Origin of the sequence: Afipia massiliensis (genome assembly GCF_001006325.2) — a bacterium.
Taxonomy (GTDB): Bacteria; Pseudomonadota; Alphaproteobacteria; order Rhizobiales; family Xanthobacteraceae; genus Afipia; species Afipia massiliensis_A.
Genome location: NZ_LBIA02000001.1, coordinates 380,526 through 405,506 on the forward strand (window position 1 = coordinate 380,526; position 24,981 = coordinate 405,506).

Below are 24,981 nucleotides of genomic sequence, written 5' to 3' on the forward strand. Positions count from 1 at the left end.
CGTTGACCGGTATGGCACATGCTCGGCGTCGTCGCCTAAGCGAGCCAGCGTTTGCGCCGCTTGTAGTGCTTCACATCGCGGAATGATTTGCGCTTGTCCCCGGCGATGCCAAGATAAAATTCCTTGACGTCCTCATTTGCGGCGAGCGCCCGCGCCTCGCCGTCCATCACCACGCGACCATTTTCGAGAATGTAACCGTGGCTGGCGTATTTGAGCGCCATACTGGTGTTCTGCTCGGCGAGAAGAAACGAGACATTTTCCTTGACGTTCAGATCCTTAACAATCTCGAAGATCTCCTCGACAATCTGCGGCGCGAGACCCATCGATGGCTCGTCGAGCAGGATCATCTTCGGGCGCGACATCAGCGCACGGCCGATCGCGCACATCTGCTGTTCGCCGCCCGACGTATAGCCGGCGGTGGAATCGCGCCGCTCCCTGAGACGAGGGAAATAGGCATAGACTCGCTCCAGATCCTGCGCGATCGCGGACTTGCTGTCCCTGCGCGTGAAGGCGCCGGTCAGGAGATTCTCTTCGACAGTGAGGTGGGCGAAGCAGCGCCGCCCCTCCATCACCTGAATGCAGCCGCGCCGCACCAGTTCGTTTGGCGACAGGGACTGCACTTCGACGCCGTCGAACAGGATCGAGCCCTTGGTGACCTCGCCGCGCTCCGCATGCAGTAGATTAGAGACCGCCTTCAGCGTTGTTGTCTTGCCCGCGCCGTTGGCGCCGAGAAGCGCGACAATTCCGCCCCGCGGCACATCCAGCGAGACACCCTTCAACACGAGGATGACGTGACTGTAGACAACCTCGATATTGTTGACCGACAAAAACAGCCCTGCCGCTTCTGTCGCCGTGGCGGCCTTAGTGAATGACACGCAGCCCTCTCCAAACGGTTGCAGCTTTCGGGGTATCCGGGAGGAGGCGAACGCTCCTCCCGGATCGCCAAGCTGCGTTCAGGTTTCTTTCGAGCAATCGCGCGGCTGGATCTTCTTCTCCGCGGCATACTTCGCGGAAACATCGTTGACGAGCGGTTCGGTGATGGACTGGTTGGCCGTGTACCAGTCGGAGATGATTTTCCAGCCCTTGCCATCCCACTGCTGTACGCGCGCCTCGCGCGCACCCTCATGATCGGAGCAGGAAATCTTGATCGGCTTCAACATACCCTCGAAGCCGAGTTCCTTGAGGCGTGCATCGGAGATGTTGAGGTTCTCAAGACCCCAACGGACCTGCTCGCCCGTCAGCGGCTTTTTGCCGAACTTTTCCTGCGCCTTGCGGATCGCTTCCACGCCGAGCATGGCATTCACCAACCCGCGGTTATAGAGGACTTCGCCGACCTTGCCAGGCTCCGACAATCCTTTTCCCTTTGCATAGACGTGCTTCTCCACGTCGGCATGCACGGAGAATTTGCCTGCGCCATGCTGAAGCATCAGCGCCTTATAGCCAGCGGCTTGATCGCCTGCGGGCGTCACATCCGGCTCGGCACCTGACCACCAAACACCGAGCATCTTGTCACGCGGATAGGCAACAGCCGCCGCTTCCTTGACCGCCGTGCCGTTCATGACGCCCCAGCCCCAGAGCAAAACATAGTCCGGCCGGTTCTGGCGGATCGCCAGCCATTGCGACTTCTGTTCGACACCGGGGTGTGTGACCGGGATCGGCGTAAACTCAAAACCGTGCTTCTGCGCCAGCACCTGCAGCGTCGGGATTGGCTCCTTGCCGTACGGGCTGTCGTGAAAGACCAGCGAAATCTTCTTGCCTTTCAGCTTGTCGAAACCGCCGAGCTCCTTGGCGACGTGCTGAATCGCGATATCGGCCGCGGACCAGTATGTGCCGAGCAGCGGGAAGTTATACGCGAACACCGCGCCGTTCTTGGAATCGGCACGGCCGTAACCCATCGTGATGATCGGGATCTTGTCAGTCGCGGTCTTTTCGGTGAGGGCGAATGTAATACCGGTCGACAGCGGATTGAAGAAGGCCGCACCGGTTGGGCCCTTGCCCTTGAGACGCTCGTAACACTCAACGCCTTTGTCAGTGGCGTAGCCGGTCTCGCATTCCTCGACCAGAAGCTTGACGCCGTTGATGCCACCGTCGCGCTCATTGACCATGTTGTAGTAGTCGGCCATGCCGTTTGCAAACGGCACGCCATTCACTGCGTACGCGCCCGTCCGGTAGGACAGCATCGGAATGAACTGCTCGTTCTGCGCCGCAGCCGGAGTGGCAAGCGCCACGCCCGATAGTACGGCTGCCGCCAGTATCAGTTTGTTGCGTACCATATCGACGTCCTCCTCCTTCAGCCCGGTTTTGCAATACCGGGTCCGGTTTCGCGGGCTTCATTGCTCCTTCTGCCAACGACCGCCGCTCCGCGTTGCGATCTCCGGTTTCCTTCGCGCTGACCGCCCCTTCAGTAGGGAAACGGCCAAAGCCTGAGCTTCTCCTTGCCAAGCGAAATAAGCCGGGCGAACCCATGGGGCTCCTTGATGAGAAGATAGCAGATCAACGATCCAAAGATGATGAATTCCAGGTGAGTGATCGTCTCTGTCGACAGCGGCACGCCGAGCTGGGTTGGAATCAGGTTCAACATGATCGGCAGAATGAGGATAAAGGCCGCACCTACGAACGGACCCATGATCGATCCCAGCCCGCCGATGATCACCATAAACAGAAGCTGCAGCGAACGGTCGATCGAGAACGCGAGCGGCTCCCACGAGCCCAGATAGACGAACGCCCAGAGTGCGCCCGCCACGCCGATGATAAATGAAGAGACCGCGAAAGCCGTGAGCTTTGCGTAGAGCGGCCGGATACCAATCAGCTCGGCGGCGATGTCCATGTCGCGGATCGCCATCCATTGTCTGCCGAGATTGCCGCGCACGAGGTTCTTCGCCAGAACCGCGAACACAGTTACGAAGATCAGGCACAGCAAATAGCGCTCGATCGGCGTGCTTAAGACCAGACCGAAGAAGTCCAGTGTCGGCGCATTGACCGACCCTGACGGTGCGTAATTGGTGAACCACGACACCCGTAGGAATACCCAGTCGAAGAAAAACTGCGCTGCGAGCGTTGCAACCGCCAGATAGAGGCCCTTGATCCGCAGACTGGGAACACCGAAGAGGATTCCGACAACCGCGGCCGCGAGCCCGCCGAGCAGAATGGATAGCAGCACGGGTAACGGCGGGATCGAAATCGCGAAGCCAAGCCAGGCGAGCGGAACATGAACGCCGGTCCCCAACTTGTAGGCAGAGTAGGCGCCGATGGCCATGAACGCGCCGCTGCCGAGCGAGATCTGGCCGCAATAGCCGACGAGTATGTTTACGCCGATAGCGGCAAGTGCAAGGATCAGGAAGGGCAGCAGAATGGCGCGCAGCAGATAGTCGCTGCCGAACGGCCAAATGTGGAAGTTGGCCAGCAGCGGTACGCCAATGAAGGCGATACCGAGCAGGATGGCGAGCGCCATACGATCCTGGCGGATCGGGAAGATCGCCATATCCTCCGCGTAAGTTGTCTTGAATTGGCCAGCCTCGCGATAAAGCACAACTAACTCCTCGTCTCAGATACGTTCGATGATCCGCTCGCCGAACAGACCCTGCGGCCGCACCAACAGCACCGCCAACGCCAGCACATAGGCGAACCAATATTCAATACCGCCACCTATATGCGGCCCCAGGAACACCTCGGCGATCTTCTCGCCCGCCCCCACAATGAGCCCGCCGACGATGGCTCCTGGAACGGAGGTAAAGCCCCCGATGATCAGAACCGGCAGGGCCTTCAGCGCGAGAAAAGTGATGGAGAACTGTACGCCCAGCTTGGTGCCCCACACGGTCGCTGCAACCAGCGCAACGAGACCGGCAACAAACCAAACCACGAACCAGATCCAGCTGATTGGAATCCCGACCGACTGCGCGGCCAGGTGGTCATCGGCAACCGCCCTGAGTGCGCGACCGGTCTTGGTACGTTGGAAGAAGATCGCGAGGCCGGCGACCAGAATGCCGGCGATAAGGCCGCCCCAGACATCCAGCTTGTTGACCAGAATTCCACCCGGAAAGAGGTTCTCAAACAGGAACCATGCGTCTGTCGGAAATAGCCGCAAAGGGTAAGCATCGGAACCGAAGATCATTTGCGCCGCACCTTCGAGGATGAATGTCGCGCCGATAGTGGACATGAACAGCGTGAGGCCGTCCTGGTTGACAAGAGGTCCGATCACGAATCGCTCGATGAGCCAGGCTGTTATCGCCATGATCACGGCGGCGAAGCCGATGCCGATGGTGATCGCAGCCCAAAGCGGGAACCCCTTGGTCACCAGGAAGTCAAGCGAACGGACCAGCGCCAACCCTGCGAGCAATACCATTGCGCCTTGGGCAAAATTAAAGACACCAGATGCCTTGAAGATGAGCACGAAGCCGAGCGCGACCAGCGAATATAGCACGCCGGACAGCAACCCGCCGATCAGCACTTCGAGAAATTGTCCCAACGCGATCACGCAATGCTCCTCAGTGTGCGACGCCGAGATAGGCGTCGATGACGGCCTGGTTTTTCTTGACCTCGTCCGGCGCGCCGTCGGCAATCTTCACGCCATGATCGAGCACCACCACGCGATGGGAGAGATCCATCACCACAGCCATGTCGTGCTCGATCAACGCGATAGTGGTGCCGTAATGATCGTTCACATCGATGATGAACCGCGACATGTCCTTCTTCTCCTCGAGGTTCATGCCTGCCATCGGCTCGTCGAGGAGAAGAAGGTCGGGCTCCATCGCAAGGGCGCGGCCAAGTTCGACGCGCTTCTGCAGGCCGTATGGCAAGCGCGCGACCGGCACCTTGCGGATCGGCTGAATTTCCAGAAAATCGATGATCTCCTCGACCCGGCGCCGATGTTCGATCTCCTCTGCCAGCGCAGGGCCGTAACGCAGCATCTGCCACAGAAGACCCCGGCTCATCTTCAATGTGCGGCCAGCCATAATATTGTCGAGCGCGCTCATTCCTTTGAACAGTGCGACGTTCTGAAAGGTGCGCGCGATGCCGCCACGGGCCGCCTCGAAAGGCTGCATCCTGGCGCGGGTCCGCCCCTTGAAGGTGATAGCGCCATGATCGGGATGATAGAAACCGTTGATCACATTGAGCATCGAGGTTTTGCCGGCGCCGTTCGGTCCGATGATGGCGCGAATTTCGCCCTTCCGGATGTCAAACGAAACGTCCGTCAGCGCTTTCACGCCGCCAAATGCCAGCGATACGCCCGCGACCTGAAGTAAGATTTCGTTCGTGTCGGGCGCCCTCATGCCGCCTTCCCCAGAGTTTCCGTCGAACCAGCCGCTTGCAAGTCACGGATCTTGACCCGCGCCGCGATCACGCCCTTGCGGCCATCCTCAAACGTGACTTCGGTAGAAATGTTGGCTTCGTGCGAACCGTTGTAGAGCGCGGTGACCAGTGGTGCATAGCGCTCGGCGACGAACCCGCGGCGAACTTTCTGCGTGCGGGTCAATTCGCCATCGTCTGCGTCTAATTCCTTATGCAGAATGAGGAAACGGCGAATCTGCGCGCCCGCCATTGCCTTTTCCTCCGCGAGGGAGCGGTTCACTTCGGCAACGCTCTTGGCCACCAGGTCGTAGACCAGTGGATGCCCCGCCAGTTCCTGATAGGAGCCGTAGGCGATGTTGTTACGTTCGGCCCAATTCGCCACCGCAGTCAGATCGATATTGAGAATGGCGCAAACGAACTCCCTGGAATCGCCGAAAGCGACCGCTTCCTTGATGCTGGGAAAGAACTTCAATTTGTTCTCAAGATACTTCGGCGCAAATATCGTTCCGTCGGCCAGCCGACCCACATCCTTTGCGCGATCGATGATCTTCAGATGTCCCGTCTTCTCGTCGAAGAAACCGGCATCACCAGTCTTGACGTAACCGTCAGGCGTCAGGGTCTCCGCAGTCTTCGCCTGATCCTTGAAATATCGGACAAACATGCCAGGTGAGCGGAACTGCACTTCACCTGATTCCGCGATGCGGATATCGACATTCGGCGCCGCCGGCCCAACAGTATCGGAGTAGATCTCCCCATCAGGCTGACAGGTAACGTAGAGAAACGCTTCAGTCTGACCGTAGAGTTGCTTCAGGTTCAACCCGATCGAGCGGTAGAACGCGAAAAGATCCGGACCGATGGCCTCACCTGCAGTATAGGCAACGCGCACGCGAGACAGGCCAAGAGTGTTTTTAAGGGGCTCGTAGAGTATCAGGCGCCCGAGCGCATAGAGCAGCCGGCCTGACAGCGGCACCGGCTTTCCGGTCAAGATCGACTCGCCATGCCGTCGCGCAATGCCAAGGAAGTAGTCGAACATTCGCCGCTTGATTGGCGCAGCGTCCTCCATGCGGATCATCACCCGCGTCAGCATGTTTTCGAAAACGCGAGGCGGAGCGAAATAGAAGGTTGGTCCGATCTCGCGCAAATCCTGCTCGACCGTCTCAGCGCTCTCGGGGCACGCCATGCAGAAACCCGCGGCAAGGCCCTGTGCATAGTTGAGGTAATGATCGCCGACCCAGGCGAGCGGCAGGTAGGCAAGCGCCACGTCGCTGTCGGTCAATCGATCGAACCTGACAGTATCCGTCACGGCGTCGATGCAGCCTCGCGCCGACAGCATGACGCCCTTCGACGCGCCGGTTGTTCCCGAGGTGTAGAGGATAATCGAGATGTCAGAACCTTCACTCTGCCAGATTATTTCATCGATCTGCCCGCCAAGCGCAGCGTTGGCCGCAAGCGCGGCGCGGCCGTCTTCGATGACATCGTTGATTGCGATCAATCGGCTGTGATCGTAGTCACGGAGTCCGCGCGGCTCGTCATAAACAATCTTGTGGAGATGCTGCACGCGGTCGGATACAGACAAAACCTTATCGACCTGCTCCTGATCTTGCGCTGCGACAAACTTCACATCGGCGTGAGCGAGCACATAGGCAAGTTCGTCAGCCACGGCATCCGAATAGACCGGAACCGGAATCGCGCGCAGCGCCTGCGCTGCCATCACGGTCCAGTAGAGCTTGGGCCGGTTGGCGCCGACGATGGCGATCGTGTCTCCTGGCTGCAATCCAAGCCGCTGCAAGCCCGCGGCATAAGCACGCACGATCTCGGCGACCTGGGCCCAGGTCCATGTCTGCCAGATGCCCAGATCCTTGTGCCGAAAGGCCGGACGGCTGCCAAACCGCGCAGCATTCCGCAGAAGCAACTTGGGGAACGTGTCAAACGGTCCGCCAATGGCCATGTCGGTCTCCATCCCAGAAACCGGCACGTTGGTTCGCGCCTACCTATTTTTTGTGACCCGCGCCCTTCAGGGGGCTGCCATGCGAGTTCCGCATGCTTCGCTTCACAATACAAGGGATCAACAGCCCTACAAGCCCAGTTTGGCAGGACCCGGACGCGGCTAGATATGGGTGGACCGGCGTCTTATGCTTTAATTGGAATTGGGAAGTGGACTGAATCCGATCAGCCCCGCCATTGGAGGAAACCATGGTCACCCAAACAGAGCGCTCCGTTCATGAGTTGTATGACGACGCCGAGCGAGGCGATGCAGTCGTTTTTGGCCGTCGCACAGACGCTTCACGTCGCGGGTTTCTGGGAGGAGCCGGGCTGACGGCTATGGGTGCAGCCGTCGGCGGATTCATTCCGTTCTCCCAGAATATGCCGGCCGGCATGTTTCCGGCGGCTCTGGCACAGGCAACACCTCCATCCGGCGCTGCGCCTGCGGCAGCCAAAGGGCCGCAAATTCTCGATTTCCCGGGCAAGGCGAAGGGGCTGATCGTGCTTGGCGACAGGCCGCTGGTGGCCGAGACGCCCGAGGCCATGCTCGATGACGACACCACGCCGACCGAAAAGTTCTACATCCGCAACAACGGCCAGACCCCTGCGGGATTTACCGAGGGCGACGCCTGGAGTTTCAAGATCGACGGTGAGGTCAACAGGCCGCTGACGCTGACGCTTGGCGAACTAAAGGCAAAATATAAGCCCAAGACTTACCGCATGGTTCTGGAATGCGGCGGCAATGGACGCTCCTTCTTCCAGCCGCCGACACGCGGCAACCAGTGGACCAATGGCGGCGCTGGCACTGCCGAATGGACCGGCGTATCCCTCGCCGATGTCCTGAAGACCGCCGGCCTGAAGTCGAGCGCAGTCTACACTGGCAATTACGGCGCCGACCAGCACCTCTCCGGCGATGCCGCCAAGGATGCCTTGTCGCGCGGTGTCCCAATCGCGGATGCGATTGAGCCACACGCCTTGTTGGTGTGGGCGATGAATGGCCAGCCTCTGAACAACATTCACGGAGGCCCACTCAGGCTTGTCATTCCCGGTTATCCGGGATCGGTTTCGCACAAATGGCTCAAGCGCATCTGGATTCGCGACAAGGTTCACGATGGCCAGGGCATGGGAGGCACCTCCTATTCCACCGCAATCAAGCCGATGATTCCGGGCGGAAAGACCGACGAATCCAACATGCGAACGATGACGTCGATGCCGGTGCGCGGGATCATCACCAACCCTGCCAACGGCGCCAAGCTGCCCGCCGGTACCCGCAAGCTCGCGCTGCGCGGCGCGGCGTGGGATGGGCATGACGGTATCGCTCGTGTTGACGTTTCAATCGATTTCGGGGCGACCTGGCGGCCAGCCAAGGCAGCCGCCCCGCGCAATAAATACGACTGGCGACGCTGGACGACGGAGGTCGTCCTGCCTTCCGACGGTTACTACGAGATCTGGGTGCGCGCGTCGGATACCAAAGGACGCGCGCAGCCGCACGTGGCCGGTGGCTGGAATCCCCAAGGCTATGGCGCCAATCCGATGCATCGCGTCGCCGTGCTGGTCGGATGAGCAGTATTCCAGCGGATCGCAGATCCCTGATTGTCGCCGTGTTGACGCTCGTCGTGAGCATGGCGTTCGCGCAGCAGCATTCGATCGCTCAAACCTCCGTGCCGCAACCAGCCGAGGAAACGCCGGAGATGTTTCCGGCGGGCCCCCATCGCGACGACACGTTCTATTTCTGCACCGCCTGCCACAATTTCAAACTGACGGCGGCTCAGAGCATGAATCGGGAGCAGTGGGACGAAACGCTCGACTGGATGACGACCAAGCATAACATGCCCAAGCTCGATGGCGACGACCGCAAGAACATCCTCGACTATCTCGCTACCGCGTTTCCCGTTACGTCGCCTGCCCAACAGGGGGGCTTCAAAAACCCGTTCCTGAATTGATCGCAGAGCACGGGCGCATGCGCAGACAAGGTCAGAAGCCCCGCGCGGGGGAGCCGGCCGCGCATCTTGCGCCGTAAAACGATCAACTGATGTCGGAGCACCGCATTCTCATCCTCAAGCCGGCTCTTCGACTTGAACGGCGAGGCCAAAATAGCCAAAATGAAATACAAAACTAAGAATACTTATATTATTGAAATATCTATATAATTTCTCCAGCTCCCGCGTGTCGGATTCCTCCACCAATGACGACGGCATGTATCCTCTGGCAAGATTGCGACGCGGCGCTAACCCTACAGAGCCAGCGCGAAAACCACGTGCGGCCAGCACGGCGCATGGATCAAGAGCGACCGGTTTGTTAGCCGGGCCGGATCGCAGGCAGCGGCAAATCCAGGGTGCTATCCGGCCGAAGATTTTCTTACTGGATCATAGCCTTGCGCCGCCGCTGTATCATTGCGGCGTTGTCAGCATTCCCCATCCGTGGGATAATTGTCATCAGCTAATGTCAGCGGGAGCACGCCTCGACCGTCTTGACCGGCGCACAACCTCCTGCTGAACGATCAAGCAATGGGAGGAAAACATGGCATCCCATGCATCTCGTCGTTACGGCCTGTCACGCCGCGACGTAATTAAAACCGCAGTCGGCGCAGCCGCGGCCGTCGGTCCATTTTTCCACGTCACTCCGGCCCACGCCGCCAAGACACTGAAGATCCTGCAATGGAGTCACTTCGTCCCCGCTTACGACCGCTGGTTCAACAACACTTACACCAAGGAATGGGGCAAGAAGAACGACACCGAGGTGATCGTCGACAACATCAATCTCGCGCTGCTCGAGTCGCGCGCCGCAGCTGAGGTGTCTGCTCAGAAGGGCCACGACCTCTTCATGTTCCTCATGCCACCTTCGGTGTTCGAGGATCAGGTCGTGCCCATGAACGATGTCTATGCCGAATGCGAAAAGGTAAACGGCAAGGCGATCGATCTCGGGGTCAAGAGCACCTACAATCCGAAGACCAAGAAATACTTCGCCTTCTCCGACAGCTACGTGCCCGATCCGGTGAACTACCGCACCGATCTCTGGGCCGACATTGGCATGAAGCCGGACACCTGGGACGACGTCCGTGTCGGCGGCAAGAAGATCAAGGACAAGACTCGTATTCCGGTCGGCATCGGGCTGTCGGCTGAGATCGACACCGGCGTGGCCATGCGGGCGATCATGTATTCATTCGGCGCGCATGAGCAGGATGAAGCCGGTAATCTGACCATCAACTCCAAGAACACGCTCGAGGCGCTGCGGTTCGTGAAGGCGCTGTTCGAGGAGTGCATGACGCCAGAAGTTCTGGCCTGGGACGCCTCGTCCAATAACCGGCAGATGCTGGCCGGCCGCTCCTCGCTGGTGCTCAACGCCATCTCGGTGACGCGCACTGGCGAGAACCAGAAAATGGCGATTCACGAAAAGATTGCCATCGCCAAGGCCGCCAAGGGTCCGGTGCGCCGCATGGGCCTCGAGCACGTGATGGACTGCTACGTGACCTGGAAGTTCTCGGAGAACATCGCGGGCGCGCAGAAGTTCCTGATCGACTACATTGGCAACTTCAAAGAGGCCTTCCTGGCCAGCGAGTTCTACAACTTCCCGTGCTTCCCCAAGACCGTGCCAGACCTCAAACAGCTCATCTCCAGCGACAAGAAGGCGGTGCCGCCGGACAAGTACACCGTGCTCGAGGACGTGCTCGATTGGGCGACCAACATCGGCTATCCCGGCTACTCCACCGCGCCCATTTCCGACACGTACCAAACATGGCTGCTCAACACGATGTTCGCCGAAGCCGCGACCGGCGCGGAAACGCCGGAAGCGGCCTTGCAGAAAGCCGACGTGAAAATGAAGGCGATCTGGAGCAAGTGGAAAGAGCGGGGATGATCTGATCGTCCTCCCCTGATGTCATCGGCGGGGTCCGGCCTCGGGCCGGGCCCCGTTTGGCGCCGATGTGATAGGCCGAGGGACACTCATGGCGACGGTCGAGGCACGGCAAATTTTCAAGCAATTCGACGAGGTGCGCGCGGTCGACGGCATCGATCTCCTCGCCAAGGAAGGTGAATTCCTCGTGCTGCTCGGCCCCTCTGGCTGCGGCAAGACCACGCTGATGCGGCTGATCGCGGGGCTCGAACAACCGACCTCGGGCGACATCGTCATTGACGGCCGTGTCGTCACCGACCTGCCGCCGCGCGCCCGCAACATTGCCATGGTGTTCCAGAGCTACGCGCTCTATCCACATCTCACGGTCGAGAAGAACATCTCCTTTCCGCTGCGCGCGATCGGCATGCCGAAGCAGGAGATTCGCAAGAAGGTCGAATGGGCGGCACGCATGTTCGGCATCGAGCGCTTTCTCGACCGCAAGCCGCGCCAGCTCTCCGGCGGCGAGCGCCAGCGCGTCGCGCTCGCCCGCGCGGTCGTGCGCCAGCCGGTCGTGTTCCTGCTCGACGAACCGCTGTCGAATCTCGACGCCAAGCTACGCAACTCCGCCCGCGACGAGCTCAAGCAGTTCCAGCGCAGCCTTGCCACCACCACGATCTATGTCACCCACGACCAGGCCGAAGCCATGGGGCTTGGCGACCGCATCGCCGTGCTCAACCAAGGTAAGGTTATCCAGATCGGTACGCCACACGAAATTTACGGGCGCCCGATGGACATCTTCGTGGCCACCTTCATAGGTTCGCCGCCGATGAACCTGGTGGAGGAAGACTCCTCGTATTTCGGTTTCCGACCGGAGGCGTTCCTGCCGCGCGAGGTTGGCAGCGCAGAAGACAGCATCGGTCTGCCCTTCCGTGTCACGCGCGTTGAATATCTCGGCGCCGATCGGCTGGTCTATGGCGTGCTCGAAGGGCGCACGCCGGAGACGCATGTGATCTCGAAATTGCCCAACAATATCCGCGCGGAAGCCGCCGCCGGGGAGCGCCACGACTTTGTCGTACGCAGGAGCGAGATTGCGCGCTTCGACCGCGCGAGCGGCCGGCGCATCGACGGAGGCGCGTTATGACGACGGTGACGGCAGGGGCGTTCACCGCGTCGGCAGGCTGGCGGATGCGGCTTGCCGACAACGAACGCTGGCTCTGGCGGCTGATGCTTGCGCCTGCCATCCTCTATATCGCACTGCTGGTCGGCTTTCCGTTCTTTCTCGCGCTGTTTTACAGCGTGTCGGACGTCACCGTCGGCAGCCGCGGCATGAGCTTTGTCGGGTTTGAGAATTTCCGGCGCGTGGTGGCGACCAGCACGTTCTGGACGGCGGTCTGGAATACGCTCATCTTCACCATCGTCTCGCAGTTTTTCGTTCTCCTGTTCGCCAATATGCTGGCGATGGCGCTCTCCACCGATTTCCGCGGCAAGTGGCTGGTGCGGCTCCTGATCCTTTTGCCCTGGGTCGCTCCGATCTCGCTCGGATCGATCGGTTGGCTGTGGATCTACGATTCGATCTATTCGGTGATCAACTGGACCGGGCAGGCCTTTCGTATTCTTGGACCGAACGAATGGCCGATCTGGCTTGGCCAGCCCAATCTCGCCATGGCCTCGATCATCATCGTGCAGATCTGGCGCATCGTGCCGCTCGCCACCGTGATCCTGCTCGCCGGGCTGACCTCGATCCCGCAGGATATCTACGACGCCGCCGCCGTCGACGGCGCCGGATTCTGGCGGCGTACGTTCCAGATCACCTTCCCCCTGCTCATGCCGATCACGCTCGTCGCCGTGCTGTTCGGGATCATCTTCACCTTCACCGACATGATCGTGGTGTTCGTGCTAACGCGCGGCGGCCCCTATGACCAGACCCAGGTGCTTGCGACATGGGCCTTTTTCACCGGCATCCAGGGCGGCGATCTTGCTGGCGGGGCGGCAGTGTCGCTGTTCCTGTTCCCCGTGCTGGTCGCGGTCGCGGTCGTGTTCCTGCTGCTCGCGCGGCGGGCGGAGGTGACGTGATGGCACGCCGGCGAGTTCTCAGGCGCATTGCGATGGCCGGCGGACATGCCGGCGTGCTGGTCTTCTTCGTCACATTCCTTGCATTTCCCTTCTATTGGATGCTGATGACGACGTTCAGGACCACGATTGACCTGCACGACGTGAACAAGAACCCGTTTCTGTTCAACGAGCCGCCGACGCTCGAGCACCTCAAAGTGCTGTTCGAGGACACCCAGTATCTGCAATGGCTGATCAATACCGGCGCGGTGGGGATTGCCGTCGTCCTCATCACGCTTTTGCTCGCGGTGCCGGCGGGGTACGCGCTCGCGCGCATGACCGGCCCTTGGGCGCAGACGCTCGGCATCGCCATTTTTCTCACTTATCTCGTGCCGCCGACCATCCTGTTCATTCCCTTCGCACGCATCATCGCGGTTCTCGGCCTGCAGGATTCGCTGTGGTCTTTGGTGCTGGTCTATCCGAGCTTCACGGTGCCGTTCTGCACCTGGCTCCTGATGGGGTTCTTCAAGGCTATCCCGCGCGACCTTGAGGAGGCAGCTATGATCGATGGGTTGAGCCGCTTCGGCGCGTTCATCAAGGTAGTGATGCCGATTTCGATCGCGGGGATGCTGACCGCGGTGATCTTCGCCTTCACGCTGGTGACGCAGGAATTCGTCTATGGTGTCACCTTCATCACCTCGGCGTCGAGCTACACCGTCAGCGTCGGCGTGCCGACCTTCCTAGTGCGCGGGGACGTCTATTTCTGGGGTTCGATGATGGGCGCCTGCCTGATCGCCAGCGTGCCAATTGCCATTATCTATAATTTCTTCGTCGCTCGTTTCGTGGCCGGCTTTACTATGGGCGCCATAAAGTAACGCCCATGAAACTGTTTGACGTCAGCGGGTAACGGACAGAAGGGCAGTCATTCCTAAGAGAGAGGTTTCTGATCATCTGGCTGGCCACGCAGTGGTGATAGCGCCGGTCTCCACGCAAATTCCCTGCAAACAGGGAATTTTACAGGGAAATCTACGATTTCGAGGCGTCCGGAGACATTTTGAAGGAAGAAACTGCCGTGCCGCAGAGATTTTTCGGACAATTCCCTACTTTAACTAACAGGGACAGCATCACCACGAACAGGGAACTTTTGCTGACTAACAGGGATCTTCATACGCGAGGAATAAATGTCGCCGATACGAAACGTGCAATCAACCCTCATCTCACGGTCGCGGCAGCACTCTGTTTTTACACGATTCCGATAGCAAAATTAGCGGGCGCCAAAGACGATCACGTGTTCAAGATGATCGATTCTCCTGCTTTCGTTAGTTGGATATTTGATAGGTCACCTTTCGATGCGGTTATCGCCCCTGGAAATTCGCGGCGCGCCGCTCGATGAAGGATTGGACTCCCTCTGCCGCATCCTCGGTGCCAAGAATCCGCTCGCGCATCACTGAGATATAGTCCGCCGTCAGCTTCTCCCCGCTTTCAGTGAACTTCAGCGCCGCTTCCTTGGTCACCTGAATTCCAATAGGCGCGTTCTTGGTGATCAACCTGGCAACTTCCATGGCACGTTCGATCTGCTGCCCTACCGGAACGACCTCCTGGACAAGACCGATCTTGCAGGCTCGCTCCGCGTTGAATTCATCGCACAGGAACAGATGATACATTGCATCGCCCCATCCGGCTCGTGTCAGGAACCGAAAATGAGCCCCGCCAAGTGGCGCGATGCCCCGCTTGGATTCCATCTGGCAAAACCTGCTAGTATCCGCAGCGATCACGATGTCGCCGGCAAGCATCAGCTCAATTCCAATGGTGTAGACGATGCCCTGCACCGCAGTCACGACAGGCTTGCGACAGCGGTTCTTGAGCGCGAAAATATCGATCGTGCCTTCTCGATGATCCCAGTTCTCGGCGTTCGGCCCGAAGAACCGGGCCATATCAAGACCCGAGGTAAAATCGTCGCCCTCGGCGCAAATTACACCTGCCCAGAGATCATCCGTGCCGTCCAGAAGCGTCAGGGCGTCCGAGAGCTGGTACGTCATCGGAGGCGTGAAGGCGTTCTTCTTGGCCATATTGTTGATAATGATCTTGAGAACGCGATCATGAACTTCCGTGCGAACTGAACCCGGTGCTTTCATCGGTTCCATCATCTTATCTCCATCTGGTCGTGTGCGTGCACGGCGCCGCGAACTATCTTCGGCGCGTGTGATACTGAAATTCGCGGCTATGTGTTGGTCAGCATAATACGGCCGACGACCTTGCCGGCGCGCAGTTGGTCGATCCATTTCTGGACATCCGCCATCGGCTCTTCCCGCATAGGCGTCGGCTTGACCTTGCCGGATCGCGCCAATTCCATCAGTTCGCGGCCTTCCGCCAGAGTTCCGGTGATGAACCCTTCAATCGTCATCCGCTTGTAGATCCACTGTACCATCGGCAGATTGAAACTTCCGCCCATCTGGCCGGAAACAACAATCTTTCCGCCACGCGCCAGCACCGACACGGCAAAAGCCATCGACTTTTCGCTGCCTGCGAAGTCGACGATCTCGTCGAAGCCGCCATCGGTCTCCTTGATGATCCGCTTGACGACATCGGCTTCGCTGGGGTCGTAGGCTTTTGATGCGCCGCTCTTGAGGGCAGCCTCGCGCGCGGATGCACTGATGTCCGCCACCGAAATTTCTTGCTTGAACATAGCTCCCGCAATGGAGAGGCCCATCATGCCGACGCCACCCAGACCGATCAGCAAAAGATTGCGCTGACGCGGGCGATCCACGAGACGCTTGAGGGCGCCATATGCGGTCACGCCGGAGCACATCAGCGTTGCCGCCATATTGAGCGGAAGCGGATCGAATTCCAGCAGGTACCTGGCGTCGGGAACCAGCACGTGGCTCGCGAATCCGCCGTCGATGGCGACGCCGAGAAAGCGGTTTCGTCCGCACAGGTTCTCGTCTTCATTGAGGCAGTCGCGGCATTTGCCGCAGCCGATCCACGGAAACACGGCGCGCTTCTGTCCGACCAGACCCGGCTCGACATCCGGACCGACCTCCTCGACAACGCCGACGATCTCGTGGCCCATGGTGAAGGGCAAGGTCTGTCCGCGCGTGGTGTCGAGCTTCTTGCCATCTCCCAAGTGCACGTAGCCGTCCTGAATATGCAGGTCAGAATGGCACAGACCGCACCGCTCAATCCGCACCAAAACTTCCCGGCCTTGCGGCTTCGGCGCGTCAACGATGGTTTCACAGAGCGGGGCCGCGAACTGGACAATGGACTGACGACGTAACGCGGGCATTGATTTCTCCTGAGAGCAGCGATGAGTGGGTATTCGAGAGATCGTCTAACGGCGGGAAACGCGCACCGGGAATTCCAGCGCGCTCACCAGCTGTCCACGAATGGGCGCTTCGGCGAGTTCCGCGTCGGTTTCTTCGGCGCAGCCCGAAGTGCACTCGCGATGCGGCTGCGGGTTTCGGCCGGATCGATCACGTCATCGATCTCCATGTAGGTCGCGGCGTTGAGTGCCCGTCCGTCGGCGTAAAGCTGGGCGACGTAGCGCTCGAACTCTCGCTGCCGCTCGGCGGGATCCTCAATCGCCTCAAGCTCCTTGCGGTAGGCGAGACGGACAGCACCCTCGATACCCATGGAGCCGAGTTCGCCGGACGGCCACGACAGCGAGCACAAGCCGGTCGCCGCAGCACCACCGGCCATCGCTTGAGCGCCAAGCCCATAGGCCTTGCGAACGATCACCGACATGAACGGCGTATCCACGCTCGCGCCGGCCAGGAACATGCGCGCGAAGTGACGGACAGTGGCTGTCTTCTCAGCATCTGGGCCGACCATGAAACCTGGCGTATCGCAGAGCGACAGGATTGGAATGTCGAACGCATCGCAAAGCTGCATAAAGCGGGCGGCCTTGTCGGCCCCGTCGGCATCGATCGCCCCGCCGAGATGTACGGGATTGTTCGCGATCACACCGATCGGTGCCCCCTCAATACGCACAAAGGCGGTGACCATTCCCTTGGCGAACGCTCGCCGCAGCTCCATCACCGAGCCCTCGTCGGCGAGCAGATCGATCACGTCCCTTATGTCGTAGATCCGAAGCCGGTTCTCCGGAATCACGCGCCGCAAGAGGCGCTGATCGGCACATGTCCAACTTGCAAGCTTGCCCTGGAAATATCCAAGATACTTCTTCGCCGCAGCGACCGCCGCCGCTTCGTCCTTCACAAGAACATCGATCACGCCGTTGAGCGTTTGTATGCTGGCTGGTCCGACCTGGTCGGGCGTGAAGGAGCCCAGTCCTCCCGCTTCGATCATCGCCGGCCCGGCCATGCCGATGGTCGAGTCTTCGGTGGCGATAATGACATGACACGCGCCGAGCAAAGCGGCGTTGCCCGCGAAGCAGCGCCCTGCCGCGATCCCCACCAGCGGCGCAACGCCGCTCATCAATCCGAAGTGGCGGAAGGTGCGCAGGTCAAGACCCGATGGCCCCATGTAATCGGTGTCGCCCGGGCGGCCACCCCCGCCTTCGCTGAACAGCACGAACGGTGCCCGAATGCTCCGCGCCAGCTCCATCATGCGATCCATCTTGCGATGGGCCATGAATCCCTGAGTGCCGGCGAAGACAGTATAGTCGTAGGACATCACCACGCACCGCGTGTCCGCGCCGGGAAACAGCCCTGCGTTGACTGTTGCCGTTCCGGTGACCGTGCCATCGGCCGGACTGGCCTCGATCAACTCGTCAAGCGAACGCCGCCTTCGTTGAGCGGCGAGCAACAGGCCGCCATACTCCACGAAACTTCCGTCGTCGCACAGATCGTCGATATTTTCGCGGGCGGTGCGCTGATCGAGCTTGCGCCGTCTCGCGACAGCCTTCGGCCTGGCCGCGTCCATCAATCCCGCTCGTCGTGCAAGAAGTTCCTGAAGATCGGGGCGAAGATGATCGAGATCGATCACCTCATCCGCCACACCTTCAGGCTTCTCCAGCTCCATTGTTTCGATGAACAGCAACGCCGCGTCGGACGATATTGTTTGCCCCGACGTAACGACGATACGTCCAACACGGCCGCTTGCGGGCGCGTGAACAACCATTTCGGCTTTCATCGCCTCCAGGATCGCGATTGAATCACCAGCGTGGACGATGTCGCCCTCGGACACCTCAATGTCCACGACACAGCCCTGGATCGGGGACCTGACTGCAACCGACCCCGGAGGCGGCGTCAGATCGTCACTATCCAGCGTCGGGGCGGCAACCGCAGCGGGCACGGCTTCGAAGAACCGCGCCTTGTGATCGACGGATGCAACAAGCTGATCGAGGTTCTCCTCGACAAAACGCGTGTGGATTTCGTCCGCGATCACAAGCGGATGTTTCAAAAGATTAAGCAGCAAAGATGTATTGGTGGCGACGCCGCCAATGCGGAATTCGCGGAGCGTTCGATAGCCGGTATCCAGCAGCTGCTCCTTTCGCGGAGTGCGCACAATGAGCTTTGCCAGCAGGGAATCGAAACTGGCGCTCGTCTCGTAGCCGGCATAGCCGAACGTATCGACGCGAATTCCCGGGCCGGACGGCGGATCGAATACCTGGAGCCGGCCGGCTGATGGCACCACGTCGCCATTGGCAGTAAGTTGCTCCATATTGAGCCGCAACTGCATCGCGAAACCACGCGGCGCCGGAATGTTGTCCTGCGTCAGCCCGAGATCCGGCAGGCTCGCACCGTCCGCGATCTGCAGTTGCGTGCAGACGAGGTCGATGCCGGTCACTTCTTCGGTCACGGTATGCTCGACCTGAAGACGCGGATTGGCCTCCATGAAAATGAAATCCGGCTGCCCCTTCGGCGGAGCTGGCTCGTACAGGAACTCGAAGGTTCCGAGACTCTTGTATTTGACCTCACGCGCCATCGACACGGCGGCAGCGAGGATACGTTCGCGCACGGCGGCAGGCAGCGTCAGGCTCGGCGCAATCTCGATCAGCTTCTGATGGCGACGTTGCAGCGTGCAGTCGCGTTCGTAGAGATGACTGATGTTGCCCTGTCCGTCGCCAACGATCTGAACTTCGATGTGACGGGCGCGGCGAATGAGGCGCTCAACATAGACATCGCCATTGCCGAAAGCAGACATGGCCTCGGATTGGCAGCGCCGGTAGGCTTCTTCAATTTCGTCGATGTTTTGCACAACGCGCATGCCGCGGCCGCCGCCGCCGGCAACGGCTTTGATGATCGCAGTTTCGCCTTGCGGGAGCGAGGCAAAGAAGGCCCGCGCCTCGTCGAGGCTCGCCACACCGGGTGTTCCAGCCGCAAGCGCAACACCGCAGCGTTGGGCCAACGCCCTCGCCTGCGCCTTGTCGCCGAACAGCGACAGCTGGTCGATCTCAGGGCCAACAAACATAATACCGCCCTCGCGACACAGCTGCGCGAATTGCGCGTTCTCGCTCAGAAAGCCGTAGCCTGGATGAACGGCGTCGCATCCGCTACTTTTCGCGATATGGATCATCGCCCCCGCATCAAGATAGCCACGAACGCCATGCCCCGGGAGTGGCTGAGCCTCATCGACCCGCATCACATGCAGAGACGAAGCATCTTCCCGCGTGAACACCGCGACAGTCGCGATACCGAGGCTCGCCGCCGCCCGCGCAATACGAATGGCTATCTCGCCGCGATTGGCGATCAGTAGTTTTTTCATGTCAGAGGCTCGATGAAATCGCAGATAAGGACAACGGTGCGCGATGCGCCTCGTCAAGAGTCGATGTATTTTTCAATGATCTCGACTTTCCTGACTTTTCCCGTGGCCGTCATCGGAAGCGCGGGCACGAACCTGAATTCGGGGATTTTGTAGGACGCCATGCGGGACTGACACCACACGACAAAATCGCGCTCCGTCGCTTCAACGCCGCTCGCAAGCTGTATGAAGGCAACAGGGACCTCGCCCTTCTCCGCATCAGGGCGCGGCACCACCGCCGAGGCTGCGATCTGCGGATGTCGCCCCAGCAGGGCTTCGATCTCGGCGGGAAACACGCTCATGCCCCTCACCTTGATCATTTCCTTTCGGCGCCCGAGAAAGTGGACGTAGCCTTCCTCACTGATTTGGCCCACGTCGCCAGTGTGAAACCATCCATTCCGCAACGCGTTATGGGGCGTGCCGGTCTCATCGACATATTCCTGCGTCAGTGAGGGCGAGCGAACGCACAACTCGCCGGGATTCCCGAACGGGATCAAAGCACCGGTCTCGAAATCGCAGATCTTGAATTCGGTTCCGGGCACCGGGAGGCCCACGAAGATCGCCTGCTGGTTTAAATCGAAATCGTCGTCCTGAAATCCCGACACGAAGGCGTCGTAGGTATGGGTTTCAGTCATTCCCCACGACACTTCGTGGAGCGAGCCGCCCGTCAGAGCGCGCCATCGTTCGCGAACCGATGCGTCGATCTTCTTAACAAACGACGCAGTCTTCGCGTGCTTCAGAGAAGTCATGTCAGCCCGCTGCGCGGCAGGATGCGCGAGGATCTCAAACGCGCTATCGACCATGAAGAAGACATGCGTTGCACGATGGCGTTCGACCGCCTCAATGAAAGCCTGTGGATCCCAGCGCGTTTGCAGCACCAGCGTCGAACCAAATACGATCGGCATGATCATGCCGATGCCCTCGCCCGCGATCCAGAACAGCGGAACGAAACAGATGATCACGTCATCGTCGGACAGCTCAAAGCACAGCGGACCACCGGTCGCGGCCGTATAGAGCATGTGTCGCTGGGTATGAACGCAGGCCTTCGGCAAGCCGGTGGTGCCGCCGGTGAAATTCAACGCCGCCGTGGCATCCATATCTATGGCAGGATGGGCCGCTCTTGCCGCCGACTGCTGAAGGGCTGAGAGGAGATCGATGCTGCCGGCACAGTCGCGCTTCGGGGCCAGGACGACATCAGGAACAAGGCCGACCGGCGCGGTCGGCAGCATGTCACGCAGACTGGTAGTGAGAACCGTGGTGAGGCTTGAGCGGCCGCGAACATTTTCCACCATGTCGTGGAAGGTATCGAGCGCCAAGATCACCTTGGCTTTGGAAACCGCCAGCTCATGCTCAAGCTCGGCCTCCTTAAACATTGGATTGACCGGAACATAAACCGCGCCGGCCTTCAATATTCCATAGAACGCAATCAGAAACTGGGGACAATTCTGCAGAAAGATCGCAACGCGATCGCCTTGAGACACCCCGTGCGATTTCAGCAACGCCGCGAAATTCTCGCTCAACGTGTCGAGTTCTTTGAATGAAAGCGTTGCGCCGTAAAACAGGACCGCAGGCTTTTCGGGATGCAGCTTCGCGCGCTGTCGCAAGTAATCGCCCAGCGATTGCTCGCCCAGCGGGTAAATCGGCGCTCGTGTCAGATGGTTCGGCCAGTTCCGCTGCTGCGCCTTGGCAAGTGCAGCGAGATAGGCCGCCTCGTCGCCGCCGTCAGGTGTTGGAATTCCGGAGGCACTTTCAGCTTTCATCGCGTACTCCCCACGTATGTGTTGGCCACGTCGCAACAACCGACGCAAGAGCTTCGCTCCCTCACGGAGCAACCTGCATGACGGTCTTGCTGGCTTCTTGTTACTCACTGTCGCACGCAGAATGGCTATCCTTCTGCGTGCGACAGGCTCACTATCCAACCTTACTTTTTCGCGACGTCTGGGCACTCGGATTCCGAGAGAGGGCGAAACGCTTCTTCTGCGGGAATGGTGCGGAGAATCTTGTAGTAGTCCCAGCGCCCCTTGGATTCGCTCGGCTTCTTGACCTCGACCAGATACATGTCGTGGATCAGCCGCCCGTCCTTGCGCAGCTTGGCATTACGCGCGAACATGTCGCTGATCGGCATCTCACGCATTTTTGCGATGACCTGCTCGCCGCCGTCGGTTTTCGCCGCCTCGACAGCCTTGAGATAGTTCAGCACCGCGGAGTAGACGCCGGCCTGGATCATCGACGGCTTTGCGCCGTTCATTTGCGCCGAAAAGCGCTCAGACCACTTGCGTGTCTCGTCATCCATGTCCCAGTAGAATCCATCCGTGAACACCATGCCCTGGGCCACCTTGAGTCCAAGACTGTCGATATCGTTGATGAACGCAAGAAGCGCCGCGATCTGCTGGCCGCCCTGCACAATGCCGAACTCGGATGCCTGCTTTACCGCAGTCGTCATGTCGCCGGCCGAATTGGCAAAGCCGATCGTCTTTGCCCCTGACCCTTGAGCGTGCAGCAGCGAAGACGACAGGTCGCTGACCTCGCGAGGGTGCTTCACCGAACCTCTCACCTTGCCGCCGGCCGCCTCGATCGCCGCCCTGGCGTCGCGCTCGAGATTGTAGCCGAAGGTGTAGTCAGCAGTTACGAAGAACCAATCCTTTGCGCCCTGCAACGTCAGTGAGCGCGCGGTGCCTTTTGCGAGGGCGTAGGTGTCGTAGCTCCAATGGGCGAGCACCTTGGAGCAATATTTTCCGGTCAGATCCGATGAGGCAGCTCCGGAAGCCAGAACGGCAACATTCTTCGCCTTGGCGATTTCGAGGGCAGCTAGCGCGACCGGCGTCGTCGGCAGATCGACGATCACCTTGACGTTCTGCCGATCAACCCACTCACGCGCGATCGGGCCGCCAATGTCGGCCTTGTTCTGATGATCGGCCGAAAGCACTTCAACGGGACGTCCAAGAACCTTGCCGCCGAAATCCTTTACCGCCATCTGGGCGGCAACAATTGAGCCTTTTCCCGAAATATCGACATTCATCCCGCTCAGATCGGTGAGCACCCCGATCCGCAATGGCTCCTGAGCCCAGGCACCCATCGAACCAATGACCAGAGCCGATGCTCCGGCAACAACTCCACGAACCATCCCTTTGACTTTTGAACCCAAAACTTCCTCCCAAGAACCGTCATTTTTCATCGCCTCGTCCCTTGTGACGGGAGATTGCTCGTCAATAATGCACATACAATCTTGACGATCAATGGCCAATTGGTGTCAATGGATTTCTCCCGGGGCGGCTGATACGACGGAGGAAGCCACCCAATAATGAGGGTTTCGCGCGTCGCCCGGGATATCGGGCAACTGCCTGATCGTTGTGATCGAGCCGCTTTGGCATTTTTGATGGATTGCAGATGTCGGAGAACGTGGTGTCCGCTAAAGCCGCTTCGCCAGCGCTGGAAGATGGGGACAGCATCTCTGGAAAGAGAAGCGCGGCTTACGAACTGTTCCGCGAGATCGTCCGCGGTCTCTATGACGGACGGTATGTTCCGGGCCAGAGGCTGATCGAAGCTGACCTCACGCGAGACTTCAAGGTGGGCCGCTTTGTTGTGCGTGAAGCCCTCAAGATGCTGATGACCGAAGGCGTCGTATCGATCGGGTTCAACCGCGGAGCGCAGATTCCCCGGTTAAGCCGCTCTGAAGCTCACGACACGCTGATCGTCATGGAATGGCTGTTTGCCCTGGGCGCAAAGACCGCCGCTGCAAGGATTGATCTCGAAAACAACCGAGAACTGATGTTGGCCAGCACCGAAGCGCTCATTGCTTTCGAGAACAATCATGACTTCTTCGAGTTCGGTCGCGCATGCAGCCATTTCTTCCGTACGATCACCAAGCTTGGAGCAAACAAGGAACTGCATCGTCTGCTCCCTACGCTTCAGATTCATTTGGTCCGCGCTCAGTTCCGATCATATCCATCTGCCGCGGAGAATCTTCGCCTCGCGAGCTTCAAGAAGGTCTCCGATGCCGTCCTGTCTGGCGATCCCGAAAAGGCTGAACAGGCGGTACGACGTCATTTTGTAAGCTTGTCGCGAGATATTTCTAAACTACCAGACCGCGCCTTCCGATAATCGTCGAGGACATTGCTCGACAACCCCAGCCTGGTCCAGTTGAAATGATCTAAAGGCAAGAAGCCGCCGTGGCGCAGGGGCTTTCGGACAATTCCCTACTTCAACAAGCAGGGAAAATATTTCTGCGAACGGGGATTTTCTGTTGAACAGGGAAATTCATATGGATGTGGGGAGGGATTGGCGAAGACCGTTCGTCTGGTCGTCGGGTATTTTTAACTGCGCGCGATCTCGCGTCGGTGACAATCGATGACGCGCCTCGTTAGGCAGCGCGAAACAACAACGCCATGTTTGGAATTGAGCCATCCCTCCGAGGCGCGTCATCCCGAGGCGCTCATCGTCATCGGCCGCGCTGCAAAGTACATAGAAGCCCCGCCGGCAGCGGTCTCACCGGCGCAATCGTGACAGACACATCGAGCGGACGTGCGATCTGAGTCTCCAACTTTTGAATGGATGGCTAATAATGAATGCACCGCTTCAGTGTGCCAACGCCGGTCTAAGCCCTCTGCATCTGCTCCTTGATGGCGGCAATTAGCCTAGTAGTGTGCTGTTCGAGGACTTTCGGATCTTCCTTGCGCGTTTGAGCTGGCAGCAGGTCTATTCCCGCGGTCATAGGCATGACATGCATATGCATATGCAGCACGACCTGACCGCTGGCTGGTTCGCTGAACTGCTGAACGATAACGCCGCCTGCGTTGAACGCACTGACTGCCGCGAGCGCAATCCTCCGCGTTGTTCGCGCAACCTCCACGAATTCATCGGCTGAAATGTCGAGGATACCCCTCACGGCGGCCTTCGGGATCACCAGGGTGTGCCCTGGCGAGCGCGGCATGATGTCGAGAAACGCAAACGTTTGCTCGTTCTCGTACACCTTGTAGGAAGGTATCTCACCGCGAAGAACTTTCGCAAAAATATTCTGGTCGTCGTAGATTGCCATTACATCCCTCGCCGCTGGCGAGCCCGCCATAATTCCGCTGCGGGCGTGTCAACACCTTCATTTGCGAGATTAACCGGCGGCATGTCGCGATCTTC

19 protein-coding genes are annotated in these 24,981 nt (G+C 59.5%); 7 read left to right on the forward strand and 12 right to left on the reverse strand.

What is annotated here, in order from left to right; genetic code table 11:
* Window positions 1–35 precede the first annotated feature (35 nt).
* The 6 genes from YH63_RS01680 to YH63_RS01705 form a co-directional block, all read right to left on the reverse strand.
* Window positions 36–875, reverse strand: a complete 840-nt coding sequence (locus YH63_RS01680; protein WP_046829106.1) for an ABC transporter ATP-binding protein — start codon at window positions 873–875, stop codon at window positions 36–38.
* Between the two features lie 78 nt (window positions 876–953).
* The gene (locus YH63_RS01685) at window positions 954–2,273 is read right to left on the reverse strand and encodes an ABC transporter substrate-binding protein (protein ID WP_046829105.1); all 1,320 of its coding nucleotides are present in this window, start codon (window positions 2,271–2,273) and stop codon (window positions 954–956) included.
* A gap of 128 nt (window positions 2,274–2,401) precedes the next feature.
* Complete coding sequence (locus YH63_RS01690) at window positions 2,402–3,529, reverse strand: branched-chain amino acid ABC transporter permease (RefSeq protein ID WP_046829104.1); 1,128 nt, start codon at window positions 3,527–3,529, stop codon at window positions 2,402–2,404.
* A 15-nt stretch (window positions 3,530–3,544) separates the two neighbouring features.
* On the reverse strand, window positions 3,545–4,474 hold the full coding sequence (locus YH63_RS01695) for a branched-chain amino acid ABC transporter permease (protein WP_205717103.1): 930 nt from the start codon (window positions 4,472–4,474) through the stop codon (window positions 3,545–3,547).
* Between the two features lie 10 nt (window positions 4,475–4,484).
* Entirely contained in the window at window positions 4,485–5,270 is a 786-nt protein-coding gene (locus tag YH63_RS01700) for an ABC transporter ATP-binding protein (protein ID WP_046829103.1), read from the reverse strand.
* Window positions 5,267–7,237: an AMP-binding protein gene (locus YH63_RS01705; RefSeq protein WP_046829835.1), complete on the reverse strand. Its 1,971-nt coding sequence runs from the start codon at window positions 7,235–7,237 to the stop codon at window positions 5,267–5,269. Before YH63_RS01705 ends, YH63_RS01700 begins: the two co-directional genes overlap by 4 nt.
* A 245-nt stretch (window positions 7,238–7,482) precedes the next feature.
* Here YH63_RS01705 and YH63_RS01710 point away from each other — a divergent pair, with 245 nt between their 5' ends.
* The 6 genes from YH63_RS01710 to YH63_RS01735 all read left to right on the forward strand — a co-directional run bounded on the left by YH63_RS01710 (window position 7,483) and on the right by YH63_RS01735 (window position 14,027).
* Complete coding sequence (locus tag YH63_RS01710) at window positions 7,483–8,835, forward strand: sulfite oxidase (RefSeq protein WP_046829834.1); 1,353 nt, start codon at window positions 7,483–7,485, stop codon at window positions 8,833–8,835.
* A gap of 38 nt (window positions 8,836–8,873) precedes the next feature.
* Window positions 8,874–9,215 carry a hypothetical protein gene (locus YH63_RS01715; RefSeq protein ID WP_137325089.1) on the forward strand — a complete coding sequence of 114 codons (342 nt, stop codon included), beginning with the start codon at window positions 8,874–8,876 and terminating at the stop codon, window positions 9,213–9,215.
* 577 nt (window positions 9,216–9,792) lie between these two features.
* Window positions 9,793–11,127 carry an extracellular solute-binding protein gene (locus YH63_RS01720; protein WP_046829102.1) on the forward strand — a complete coding sequence of 445 codons (1,335 nt, stop codon included), beginning with the start codon at window positions 9,793–9,795 and terminating at the stop codon, window positions 11,125–11,127.
* An 88-nt stretch (window positions 11,128–11,215) separates the two neighbouring features.
* Entirely contained in the window at window positions 11,216–12,244 is a 1,029-nt protein-coding gene (locus tag YH63_RS01725; protein WP_046829101.1) for an ABC transporter ATP-binding protein, read from the forward strand.
* A complete protein-coding gene (locus YH63_RS01730) occupies window positions 12,241–13,176 on the forward strand; it encodes a carbohydrate ABC transporter permease (protein ID WP_205717104.1) in 936 nt (311 codons plus the stop codon). The genes YH63_RS01725 and YH63_RS01730 overlap by 4 nt, the downstream gene beginning before the upstream one ends.
* Window positions 13,176–14,027: a carbohydrate ABC transporter permease gene (locus tag YH63_RS01735; RefSeq protein WP_052753881.1), complete on the forward strand. Its 852-nt coding sequence runs from the start codon at window positions 13,176–13,178 to the stop codon at window positions 14,025–14,027. Before YH63_RS01730 ends, YH63_RS01735 begins: the two co-directional genes overlap by 1 nt.
* 480 nt (window positions 14,028–14,507) lie before the next feature.
* On the opposite strand, the gene YH63_RS01740 is transcribed toward YH63_RS01735, so the two are convergent.
* From YH63_RS01740 to YH63_RS01760, 5 genes are all read right to left on the reverse strand, one after another.
* Window positions 14,508–15,299: a crotonase/enoyl-CoA hydratase family protein gene (locus YH63_RS01740; RefSeq protein ID WP_083992667.1), complete on the reverse strand. Its 792-nt coding sequence runs from the start codon at window positions 15,297–15,299 to the stop codon at window positions 14,508–14,510.
* 74 nt (window positions 15,300–15,373) lie between these two features.
* Window positions 15,374–16,435 (reverse strand): alcohol dehydrogenase, encoded by a 1,062-nt coding sequence (locus tag YH63_RS01745; RefSeq protein WP_046829098.1) that lies wholly within the window; start codon window positions 16,433–16,435, stop codon window positions 15,374–15,376.
* 83 nt (window positions 16,436–16,518) lie between these two features.
* Window positions 16,519–19,815 (reverse strand): acetyl-CoA carboxylase family protein, encoded by a 3,297-nt coding sequence (locus tag YH63_RS01750; RefSeq protein WP_046829097.1) that lies wholly within the window; start codon window positions 19,813–19,815, stop codon window positions 16,519–16,521.
* A gap of 53 nt (window positions 19,816–19,868) precedes the next feature.
* Entirely contained in the window at window positions 19,869–21,797 is a 1,929-nt protein-coding gene (locus tag YH63_RS01755; RefSeq protein WP_246657993.1) for an AMP-binding protein, read from the reverse strand.
* A complete protein-coding gene (locus YH63_RS01760) occupies window positions 21,773–22,927 on the reverse strand; it encodes an ABC transporter substrate-binding protein (protein WP_246657994.1) in 1,155 nt (384 codons plus the stop codon). Before YH63_RS01760 ends, YH63_RS01755 begins: the two co-directional genes overlap by 25 nt.
* A 311-nt stretch (window positions 22,928–23,238) precedes the next feature.
* On the opposite strand from YH63_RS01760, the gene YH63_RS01765 reads away from it, so the two are divergent.
* Window positions 23,239–23,952 carry a GntR family transcriptional regulator gene (locus YH63_RS01765; RefSeq protein ID WP_052753880.1) on the forward strand — a complete coding sequence of 238 codons (714 nt, stop codon included), beginning with the start codon at window positions 23,239–23,241 and terminating at the stop codon, window positions 23,950–23,952.
* A gap of 493 nt (window positions 23,953–24,445) precedes the next feature.
* Here YH63_RS01765 and YH63_RS01770 read toward each other — a convergent pair whose 3' ends face one another.
* Entirely contained in the window at window positions 24,446–24,886 is a 441-nt protein-coding gene (locus YH63_RS01770; protein WP_046829095.1) for an HIT domain-containing protein, read from the reverse strand.
* Window positions 24,887–24,981: the final 95 nt, after the last annotated feature.